Here is an 11,066-nt window from a genome sequence, read left to right as displayed (position 1 = left end):
TTAAGGAGCTTCCCATGATCTGGTTGATCGCATTACTCATTATCCTAGGCGTGCTGGCTTATATCAGGGCGTCCATTCATTTCACCACACTGGTTGTGGCCGGATGGTTAGGGCTTTATTCCCTGACACTTGGGGATGGCATTCTCGTATTCCTGCTTTGGGTTATTTTCGACGTTGTTTTTATCCCGTTTAATTTTCCGGCTATCCGCAAACTATTATTCAGCAGCATGGTTTTCAGGATCATGAAACCGATGCTGCCTCCAATGTCGCAAACCGAACGCGAAGCGTTGGAAGCAGGCAATACCTGGTGGGATGCCGAGCTGTTTTCCGGTAATCCCGATTGGAGTGTCTTGTTGGATTTACCGCCGGCTAAACTGAGCGCCGAAGAACAGGCATTTATCGACGGTCCGGTAGAGACGTTATGCAGCATGCTGGATGATTGGGACATTACCCGTAACCGCTTTGATTTGCCGGTTGAAGTTTGGGACTTTATCAAGCGGCAAAAATTCTGCGGCATGATTATTCCGAAACACTACGGCGGCCTAGAGTTTGGCGAGTACGCGCATTCCGAAGTGGTGATGAAAATTTCCAGCCGCAGTACCACCGCGGCGGTCACCGTCATGGTGCCCAATTCATTAGGCCCGGCCAAATTACTGCTGGCTTACGGCACCGAGCAGCAGAAAAATCATTACCTGCCGCGTCTGGCAAAAGGCGAAGAAATCCCCGCGTTTGCGCTGACCGGCCCCCATGCAGGCAGCGATGCCGGGGCAATGCCCGATACCGGAGTGGTCTGTTACGGCAAATTCGACGGCAGGGATCAGGTGCTGGGCATACGCCTGAACTGGGAAAAACGCTATATCACTTTAGGCCCGGTCGCCACGGTGTTGGGCTTGGCATTCAAGCTTTACGACCCGGAACACCTGATCGGCGACAAGGAAAACATCGGCATTACCGTCGCGCTGATTCCTACCGATACCGCCGGTGTTTCTATCGGTACACGTCACTTCCCGCTGGATTCGGCGTTCCAGAACGGCCCGAACTGGGGCAAAGACGTGTTTATCCCGATGGACTGGATCATCGGCGGCGTCGGGCAGGTCGGCAATGGCTGGAAGATGCTGATGCAATGCCTTGCTACCGGCAGGGCGGTGTCCTTGCCTGCGCTCAGCACCGGCGCGTCGAAAATGGCCAGCCGCAATACCGGCGCTTATGCCCGTATCCGCAAACAATTCAATCTGCCGATCGGCGAGTTTGAAGGCATCGAAGAGCCGCTGTCACGCATAGCCGGTCAAACCTATATTATCGATGCCGCGCGCAAGGTGACTGCCGCCGCGCTGGACGACGGGCAAAAGCCGTCGGTTATTTCCGCTATCATCAAATACGAACTCACCGAAAGAATGCGTCGGGTCATTAACGACGCGATGGACATACAAGGCGGTTCCGGGATTTGTCTGGGGCCTAAAAATTATCTCGGGCGAATGTACCAGGTGATTCCTGTCAGCATTACCGTCGAAGGCGCCAATATCCTGACCCGTACCATGATGATTTTCGGCCAGGGTGCGGTGCGGTGCCATCCTTACATTCAAAAGGAAATGGCCGCTTTAAGCCAGGACAATCCCGGATTGGCTTTGCAGCAGTTTGATGAAGTGCTGTTTGAGCATATCGGTTCCATGCTGCACAATCTGGCTGCCGGTTTCTGGCTGGGATTAAGCAATGCCCGCTTTATTAATGTGCCCGGCGATCAAAATACCCAAGGTTATTTCCGGCAGATTGCCAGACTCAGTGTTGGTTTTGCGCTGGTTACGGATTTTGCGTTGCTGACGTTGGGAGGTTCGCTTAAACGCAAGGAAAGAATCTCCGGGCGTTTTGCCGATGTACTGAGTAACCTTTATTTATGCTCCTGCGTACTTAAAAATTATCAGGATCAGGGCAGTCCCGGAGACGATTTGCCGCTATTGCATTGGGCCTGTCAACAAACCCTGCACCGCGCCCAACAATCCCTGCTGGCTATTTTTCATAGCTTGCCCTCGCGTATTCCGGCTTATCTGTTAAGAGCCGCACTTTTCCCCGGCGGCAAGCCCTACACGCCGCCTGCGGATCATTTGATCCACCAGGCTGCGGCGCTGCTGCTAAAAAATTCTCCGGTTCGCGACCGCTTAACCCATGGTATTTATATTAACGAAAAGCCCGATGATGCGACCGGCAGAATTGAAGTCGCCTTCCAGGCAGTGCTTGCCGCAGCGCCCGTGGAAGCCAAAATCCATGCCGCGCAAAAGCAAAAACAGCTGACGAAAGGCGCGATCCTTGATGTGCTGGATGAGGCGGTAAGCAGAAATATTGTTAGTAAAAAAGAAGTCGAGTTGATAGTGTCAGCCGAAAAAGCCCGATTTGCAGCCATTAGCGTGGATGATTTTAGCCCTGAGCAATTAAGTAACGGTGGTGTAAAATAGCCATTAATGTATCAGCGACACTCAAGGCGGCTTTGGTCGCCTTTTATATTTTGTTTTCGGGAAGTAGCACACATGGGCTTAAACGCATTATTTTCAAAGTCACGATTTACTATCGTGTTACTGTTTTTATCGATTAATTTAGCTACCTTTGCATTGCTCAGGATGGCCTTGTTGATTAAGCAACTGGCCGACATCGACTCTCCTGTTTATCAGATAGCGCTGGCTTTTCTGATAGGGCTGGTTCACGATCTGGCTTTTTTCAGTTATTTGGTAATCCCTTTCGTTTTGTATCTGCTGGTTCTGCCGAATCGTGTTTATCAAAGTAAAATTCATAAAATCATTGCTATTAGCGTATTTATTGTTTGTTTATATAGCCTGTTTTTTATCGAGCTATCGGAATGGACATTTTGGGATGAGTTCGGGGTCAGGTTTAATTTTATTGCCGTTGATTACCTGATTTATACACACGAGGTCGTTAACAATATCATTGAATCCTATCCTTTGGGCTGGTTGCTGTCGGCTATTTTAGTCGTTACCGTGATTTGTTTTTGGTCGGTAAGAAAAGCGTTATCTGATACGTTTAATGCCAGCGAATCGTTTTTGTCGCGACTGAAAATTACCGGCGTTTTACTGTTGCTGCCGGCGATAAGTTACGCTGCGGTAGGATCGACATGGTATCAATTTTCAGCCAATACTTATCTTAATGAGTTGGCAGCCAACGGGCCTTATCAGTTTTTTTCTGCATTTCGAAACAACGAACTGGATTACCGGCGTTTTTACAAGATAGGCGATGATCAGCAGCTATCCTCTGTTATCAAAAAACAGCTGAGCGTCGAAAATAGCTCCGATAATTTATATGACATCAAACGACTGGTTAAACCGGCAGGCGAAGAGAAACGGCTGAATATCGTTTTAATTACCGTCGAGAGCTTAAGCGCCGAGTTTTTAGCGACCTTCGGCAATAAAGAGAATATCACACCGTTCATGGATGAATGGTTTAAACAAGGTTTATTGTTTACCAATTTCTACGCGACCGGCACCCGGACTATCAGGGGGCTTGAGTCCTTAACTTTATCCATTCCGCCTATTCCCGGTCAGGCTATCGTCAAGCGGCCTGACAACGGCAATTTGTTCAGCTTTGGCCGGGTTTTACAGCAAAAAGGTTACGACACCGCGTTCTTATACGGTGGCCGGGGTTATTTTGACAATATGAACGCGTTTTATTCTGGTAACGGTTACCGCATTGTTGATCAGACTGATTTCACTGAAGAAGAAATGACCTTTACTAATGCCTGGGGTGTTTCCGATGACATCATTTTTAAGCGTACCCTGAAAGAAGCCGACAAAGATTTTCAAGACAACAAGCCGTTTTTCTTTCAGATCATGACCACCAGTAATCATCGTCCCTTCACTTATCCTGGAGGAAAAATCGATCTTCCTTCAGGCAGCGGTCGGCAAGGCGCGGTTAAATATACCGATTTTGCGATACACCAATTTATCGAGCAGGCCAAAACCAAGCCCTGGTTTGATAACACTATATTCGTGATGGTTGCAGACCACTGTGCCGGTAGCGCGCGCAAAATCGAGCTACCTGTGGACGAATATCATATTCCGTTGTTTATTTACGCGCCCAAACATGTGCCGGCAGCAAGAAACGACGTTTTATCTAGCCAGATCGACGTCGCTCCAACGGTGCTTGGGTTTTTAAATAGCAGCTACGAAAGCCAGTTTTACGGGCGCGATATTATGCAGACGCATAAAGATGAAGGTAGGGCGCTGATCAGTAATTACCAGAAGCTGGGCTTGTTTAAAGACAATAAATTGGTGTATTTGTCGCCTCAACAAAAAGTCGATGTGGTCGATGATCCTTTAGGCGCGCATAAGCCGCTGGATGTGGATGCGGCCGTCCCGCTGGTAACGGAAAATATGGCTTATTACCAGTCGGCGGACTATGTTTGGTCGCATCGTTTGAGTCAGTATCAGCGCTAATATAAACGCATATGCCACATAACAGATAGTTGATTTAGGGAGATACCTAGAGTTGTACCAATAGAGGTCATCTGTCACAATAACCTTATTATAGTGACTAACATAAGGACGGCCCCATGGCTGAGATAACTGAAGTACCTAGCCCTTTTTGCGGTATCGGCACGGATGACCTGAACATTCAGGTTGACGGTGTATCGCTGAAGGTGGTTAAAAACGGCTGTGCGGTTAATACACCCGCTTTTGAACAGGCTGTTACCGATACCAGTCCAAGAGTAGATGGTAAGAATGTCAGTCTGGATGTGGCCGTAGCGAAGGCAGCGGCGCTATTAAGAAATACCAACCAGCCGGTTATCGGCGGTTGCGCAACGGATGTCAACGGGATGCGGGCGTTGCTGGCATTGGCGGACCGTAGCGGTGCTGTGGTCGATAACATGAATTTTACCGGCGCACGCAATAACTTTCTGGCCTTGCAGGATTCCGGCTGGATGAATACGACGCTGGCGGAAGTAAAAAACCGTTGCGATTTGTTGCTGGTGGTCGGCGTCGACCTGGAAAGTTTTTCACCGCGCTTTTTCGAGCGTTATCTTTGGAATGAAGAATCGATGTTCCTGGATGATACCGGCAAGCGTGAGATTATCTATTTAGGTAAAGCGCCTTCCGGTGATGCTTCTACTTCACCTAGCGGCCAAAAAGCGCAGGCTTTTGAATGCGCAAACGAAGATTTGCCCGATGTTGTTGCCGTGTTAAGGGCGCTGGTTAAAGGCAACCCGATTCGGGTCGATTCAGTCGGCGGCATTGCTGTAGCTGATTTACAAGCTATTGCCGACAAATTAAAAGCGGCAAGCTATAGCGTAGTAACTTGGGCGGCCGGGGCATTGGCTTATAGCCAAGCCGAATTGACGGTACAGACCATTTCTGAAATGGTTAAAGAAATTAACGACCAAAATACCCGCAGTTCCGGATTGCCGTTAGGCGGTAAAGAAGGCGATCAGACCGCTAACCAGGTTTGCGGATGGACTACCGGTTACCCGGCACGCACGCGCTTTTCCAGCGGTTTTCCTGAATACGATCCTTATTTGAATGACGCCAATTTCCTGCTAAGCAACGGCGAGGCTGATGCGTTGGTTTGGGTTCAGGCATTTAATGCTAAAGCCGTACCGCCGGTAACCGCTTTGCCGACTATTGTCGTAGGCCGTTCCGGGATGACATTTGCAAAAGAACCGGATGTGTTCATTCCTGTCGGTACGCCGGGTATTGACCATGTCGGTCATGCTTATCGTATGGATAACGTAGTCGCAATTAGGCTGAAAAAATTACGCGAATCCGGCCTGCCCAGTACGTCTGACGTACTCAATGCCATTGAACAAGCTTTGTAGGTAAATAATATGTTGATTAGATTAACAGGCGGGGCTGTTTATGATCCTGCCAGCGGGATTGATGGCGCGAAACAGGATATTTACATTCAGGACGGACGCATCGTCAATAAGCCTGTCGGCGATTTTAAAGTCGATAAAGAATACGATTTAAAAGGCAAGGTGGTAATGTCCGGCGCGATCGATATGCATACGCATATTGGCGGCGGTAAAGGCAATATCGCCAGAACTTTGCTGCCGGAAGATCATCGTGCCGATCCAGTTACGCGCACTGATATTACCCGTTCCGGCTGCGGTCATGCGATGCCCAGCACTTTTGTGACCGGTTATCGTTACGCGGAAATGGGCTATACCGCCGGTTTTGAACCTGCCGTGTTGCCGATTAACGCACGTCAGGCGCATATGGAAATGGCCGATATTCCTATCCTGGATAAAGGCGGTTATGTGTTGATGGGCAGTGACGATTATTTGCTGCGTATGCTGACCGCAAAAAAAGACCAAAAAGCTATTAACGATTATGTTGCTTTCACCATGCAGGCCGCTAAAGCCATTGGCGTTAAAGTCGTTAATCCCGGTGGCATTAATGCGTTTAAGTTTAATCAGCGCAAACTGGATCTGGACGAGCAAAATGTTCATTATGGTGTGACTCCGCGTGAAATTTTGCGCGTATTGGCGACAGCCGTTAAGGAGCTGGGTATCACGCATCCTTTGCATGTGCATGGTTGTAATTTGGGCGTGCCGGGCAATATGAATACCACGCTGGACACCATTCAGGGCATAGGCGGCTTGCCAATGCATTTGACCCATATTCAGTTCCATAGTTACGGCAAGGAAGGGGATTTCAAGTTCTCATCGGGTGCGGCGCAGATTGCCGAAGCCGTCAATAAAAACAAAAACATCACTATCGATGTTGGGCAGATTCTGTTCGGGCAAACCGTAACCGCGTCCGGCGACAACATGCGTCAACATGCCAATCATAAGCATGCCAGCCCGAATAAATGGGTGACGATGGATATTGAATGTGATGCCGGTTGTGGCGTTGTGCCGTTCAAATACAAAGACCAGAACTTTGTTAATGCGTTGCAATGGGCGATTGGTTTGGAAACTTTCCTGCTGGTTGATGATCCTTGGAGGATTTTCCTGACCACGGATCATCCGAACGGTGCGCCATTTACCAGTTATCCGCATTTAATCCGCTTGCTGATGGATAGAAGTTTCCGTAACGATATGCTGGCGACGATTCATCCTGAAGCGCAAAAAATGACGACATTGGCGTCAATTGAGCGTGAATACAGTTTTCAGGAAATCGCGATCATGACCCGCGCCGGTGCAGCCAGATTAATCGGGTTAAAAGATCGCGGCGGCTTGAGTGCGGGCAATTGGGCGGATATTACCGTTTATACCGATAATGTCGACCGGCAGCTGATGTTTGAAAAGCCGGATTATGTGTTTAAAGACGGTGAGTTGGTGGTAGTTGACGGCAAGGTCGTTCATACCAAATGGGGTACGACTCATGTCGTTAAACCTGATTTTGATGCGTCGGTAGAAAAGGATTTGCAGAAATATTTTGATCGGTTCCTGACCATGAAACTTAGCAACTTTAAAATCAGTGATGATGAGATTACTGAAGATGGCCGCGGCAGCTTGACGGTGCATCCGCTTAAGGGGGATGTGGCATGATGGGTAAGGGTATTGAATAATGACAACATTGGCCTTTGATACCTATGCGTTTATTCGTAAGCTGAAAGAGTCGGGTATAACCGAGGAGCAAGCGCGGGCGCAAGTAGAAGCACTGAGTTTGGCTTTTGAGCAATTTCAATCTGAATTGCACTTATCCGAGTCTGCCACCAAGCAGGATATTAGAGAGGGTGAATTAAAGCTGGAGTTAAAAATTGCTGAAACTAAAGCCGAATTGGTTCGCTGGATTGTTGGAGCTGGATTTTTACAAACGGCCTTGATCGCCGCATTATTAATTAAACTGAGCGCTGGAATATGATTATTAACGGTGTAGCTATAGACGCAACCTTTGCAGAAGCTTTCCCGATGAAAGCAACGCGCGCAATCATCACTGCACAAAATGAAAAATGGGCGATGATTTCGGCCCAAGCCATGACCGGCTTTGCCACGTCGGTAATTGCCTGCGGCTGTGAAGCTGGGATTGAACGGGTTCTTGATCCATCCGAAACCCCGGACGGTCGTCCCGGTGTATCTATCATGATTTTTGCGATGGGCGGCAAAGGCTTGGCCAAGCAGCTTGAAACCAGGGCGGGACAGTGCGTATTGACATCGCCGACCTCAGCCCTGTTTGCCGGCATTGATGGCGGTACGCGCATCGCGTTAGGTAAAAACCTGCGTTATTTCGGCGACGGGTTTCAGGTCGCTAAACTGATTGACGGTAAGCGTTATTGGCGTATTCCTGTGATGGATGGCGAGTTTTTAACCGAGGCGACGACCGGGCAAGTCGATGCAGTCGGCGGCGGCAACTTTTTGGTATTGGCTGAATCGCAACCGCAAGCTCTGGCAGCCTGTGAAGCGGCGATTGAAGAAATGCGTAAGTTTCCTAATGTGATTATGCCTTTCCCTGGCGGAGTGGTACGTTCCGGCTCCAAGGTCGGTTCAAAATATGCGAATTTAGGCGCATCGACCAATGACGCCTTCTGCCCGACTTTAAAAGGCATGACCAAAACCGATCTTTCACCGGAAATCGAATCAGTCATGGAAATCGTCATAGACGGTTTAACCAAGGAAGACATTGATAAAGCCATGCGTGTCGGTATTCAGGCGGTGTGCGACTTAGGCTCTGCGAATGGCATCAAACGCATTAGTGCGGGTAATTACGGTGGCAAGTTGGGGCCGTTTCACTTTCACTTACAGGAGATTATGGCATGAGTGCTTTAACCTTTACGTTGCGACAAAGACCGGATCAACGCGTGGATATGTCGCCACTGGTTTGCCAGAAACTGGCAAGTTTGGAACTCACTGAAATCGCAGCGATTACCTTGCAGAATGGCAAGCGCAAAATCCGGGTAGATGAAATATTCAGCATTTCAGGTGCCGATGCGCAAAACATCGTGATAAAAAACAGCTTTGGCAAACTCGATTTTATCGGTAAGGAACTGGACGGCGGTCGTATAACAATCGAAGGTGATGCAGGGGCTTATCTTGCGTTGGGCATGAAATCAGGAGAGATCGAAGTATCGGGTGATGCCGGTCTTTATGCGGCCTGCGAAATGAAAAAAGGTTTGTTGATTATTAACGGGAATGCCGGAGATTTTTTGGGTGCGGCTTTGCCCGGCAATAAAATGGGTATGAAAGGCGGCACCATTCTGGTGAAAGGCAATGTCGGCGAGCGTGCCGGTGATCATATGCGTCGCGGCAATATCCTGATTGAAGGCAATGCCGGTGATTATTGCGGTTCCAGAATGACTGCGGGTACTATAGCCGTCATGGGACAGACCGGCAGGTACTTGGGTTTTGCAATGCGCCGGGGTACGTTATTATTGTGGAGTCAACCGCAGGCATCGGCAAGATTTAATGATTGCGGTGCACATACATTGGCGTTTTTGCCGATATTGTTTGCATCGTTCAGAAAGCTTAATTCCAAATTTGCCGATAACTCGGCGGCCTTTAACCGAGTACAACGTTATGCCGGCGATATGTCGGAAATGGGTCGAGGTGAAGTTTTGGTTAAAATAAGCTGATCAATAGTATTCGCTTAAGGATAAACGAAAGCCTCGGTATAAAAACTGAGGCTTTTTTATTGGTTCGCCAATATATCCTTTAACCGGTTTATTCATATAGTTATGTCGATAAAGTTAACAACAACGAACCATAGCCGGGATATTGCCGGGTTAAAGTACGTATATCCGGTGCTTTCCAGGCGAGCAGGCGGCTTATCTATCGGTATCAATTTTAATACTAATAATGCCTGTAACTGGCGTTGCATTTATTGCCAAGTGCCTGATTTAAAAATCGGTGCCGCGCCGGACTTGGATTTTCAGCTTTTGGAAGATGAACTGAGGTTTTTTCTTGACGATGTGTTGAATGGTGATTTCTATCAACGTTTTCAGGTTGATGAGGATAAACAAGTCATTAAAGATATTGCTATTTCCGGTAATGGCGAGCCGACCAGCTTAAAAGACTTTGATAGGGCTGTCGCTTTGATTGGCAGAGTGGCTACAGAAGCAGGAGTTTTACCGCAGAGTAATTTTGTGTTGATTACCAACGGCAGCTTGATACATCGACCTAGCGTCCAGAATGGCCTGAAGAAATTAAAGGAGTATGGCGGAGAAGTATGGTTTAAGTTGGATAGCGCTACCGAAGAGGGTCGGGCGTTAATAAATAATGCCGGGCAAAGTTGTCAGGCAAGCGTGGATAATCTGTTGCTTTGTGCAAAGCTGTGTCCTACAAAGCTGCAAACATGTTTATTGGATTACGATAAACAGGGATTATCCCCGAAGGAAAAAGACGCATTTGTTGATTTGCTGAGAAATATTAAAACAAAGGGCTGTGTGTTGAACGGGGTAATGTTGTATACGATTGCGAGACCGTCTCTTCAGCCGGAATCTAGTCGGTTGGAGAGACTGCCGGTAGAGGTCCTGAATACCTTTGCTGATGAAATCAGGCTTTTGGGTTTTGATGTTTTGGTGAGTTACTGAGTGGTATGTTAACCCTTGATATCCAATAGCGACCCAATCGTTTTTTTATCGGCTTCAAGTAGTTTAGCTGCGGCAGATGTTTCAAGTTCAGCTTCTTTCAGGCTAAGCACTGGCTTGATGATATCACTGGAGTTGAATTCTGGACTGCCGACTTCATCGTTTTGCATAGGCAGCTTAGCTATCACTTGAGCGGCATCCGCTGATTTATGTTGAGCGGTATTGAATAGATTAACTGCGCTGGTGGTTGGTGAAATGCTCATATCGTACCCCTTATACATTAGAGTTGGCTTCAAAGTAATACTACATCCAGTATGGGTAATATGCAAAGATTGGATTTTAATTTAAAGCATAAAGTGTGAATAGCAGGGTGCTTTTAAACGCTCAGCGATTAGGTACTGGTGTGTTTTAAAATTAATAACTTGTTGTATCCGTATAATTACGGATATAATCGCAAGCTCATTCAAAGTGCGAATGTGGCGGAACTGGTAGACGCGCTGGATTTAGGTTCCAGTAGGTTATCCTGTGAGAGTTCGAGTCTCTCCATTCGCACCACCCAATTCATATTAAGAGTTAGCGATTTGTCTCGTTAACTCTTCAGT

The 11,066-nt window shown here is 47.8% G+C and carries 9 protein-coding genes and 1 tRNA gene; 9 read left to right on the top strand and 1 reads right to left on the bottom strand.

The features are described from left to right. The first annotated feature begins 14 nt into the window (after window positions 1–14). The 8 genes from V7051_RS06385 (at window position 15) to V7051_RS06350 (ending at window position 10,467) form a co-directional block, all read left to right on the top strand. Window positions 15–2,447 (top strand): acyl-CoA dehydrogenase, encoded by a 2,433-nt coding sequence (locus V7051_RS06385; RefSeq protein ID WP_333874103.1) that lies wholly within the window; start codon window positions 15–17, stop codon window positions 2,445–2,447. A gap of 114 nt (window positions 2,448–2,561) precedes the next feature. Next, complete coding sequence (locus V7051_RS06380; protein WP_333874102.1) at window positions 2,562–4,436, top strand: LTA synthase family protein; 1,875 nt, start codon at window positions 2,562–2,564, stop codon at window positions 4,434–4,436. Window positions 4,437–4,552: 116 nt separating this feature from the next. Continuing rightward, a complete protein-coding gene (locus V7051_RS06375; protein ID WP_333874101.1) occupies window positions 4,553–5,812 on the top strand; it encodes a formylmethanofuran dehydrogenase subunit B in 1,260 nt (419 codons plus the stop codon). Between the two features lie 9 nt (window positions 5,813–5,821). After that, a complete protein-coding gene (locus tag V7051_RS06370) occupies window positions 5,822–7,489 on the top strand; it encodes a formylmethanofuran dehydrogenase subunit A (RefSeq protein ID WP_333874100.1) in 1,668 nt (555 codons plus the stop codon). A gap of 19 nt (window positions 7,490–7,508) precedes the next feature. Then, window positions 7,509–7,805, top strand: a complete 297-nt coding sequence (locus V7051_RS06365) for a DUF1640 domain-containing protein (protein WP_333874099.1) — start codon at window positions 7,509–7,511, stop codon at window positions 7,803–7,805. Next, window positions 7,802–8,698, top strand: a complete 897-nt coding sequence (gene fhcD / locus V7051_RS06360) for a formylmethanofuran--tetrahydromethanopterin N-formyltransferase (RefSeq protein ID WP_333874098.1) — start codon at window positions 7,802–7,804, stop codon at window positions 8,696–8,698. Before V7051_RS06365 ends, fhcD begins: the two co-directional genes overlap by 4 nt. Continuing rightward, window positions 8,695–9,510: a formylmethanofuran dehydrogenase subunit C gene (locus tag V7051_RS06355; protein WP_333874097.1), complete on the top strand. Its 816-nt coding sequence runs from the start codon at window positions 8,695–8,697 to the stop codon at window positions 9,508–9,510. Before fhcD ends, V7051_RS06355 begins: the two co-directional genes overlap by 4 nt. 102 nt (window positions 9,511–9,612) lie before the next feature. Continuing rightward, window positions 9,613–10,467, top strand: coding sequence for a radical SAM protein (locus tag V7051_RS06350; protein ID WP_333874096.1), 855 nt, complete (start codon window positions 9,613–9,615; stop codon window positions 10,465–10,467). Window positions 10,468–10,475: 8 nt separating this feature from the next. Here V7051_RS06350 and V7051_RS06345 read toward each other — a convergent pair whose 3' ends face one another. After that, window positions 10,476–10,727, bottom strand: coding sequence for a hypothetical protein (locus V7051_RS06345; protein WP_333874095.1), 252 nt, complete (start codon window positions 10,725–10,727; stop codon window positions 10,476–10,478). 207 nt (window positions 10,728–10,934) lie between these two features. Between V7051_RS06345 and V7051_RS06340 the strand changes: the two genes are divergently transcribed. Further along, a tRNA-Leu gene (locus V7051_RS06340) sits at window positions 10,935–11,019 on the top strand. Window positions 11,020–11,066: the final 47 nt, after the last annotated feature.

This window comes from Methylobacter sp., from assembly GCF_036845245.1.
In the GTDB taxonomy this organism is placed as follows: domain Bacteria; phylum Pseudomonadota; class Gammaproteobacteria; order Methylococcales; family Methylomonadaceae; genus Methylobacter_A.
Note: the sequence above shows the minus strand (reverse complement) of the source record. Positions and strands in the feature narration are given on the sequence as shown.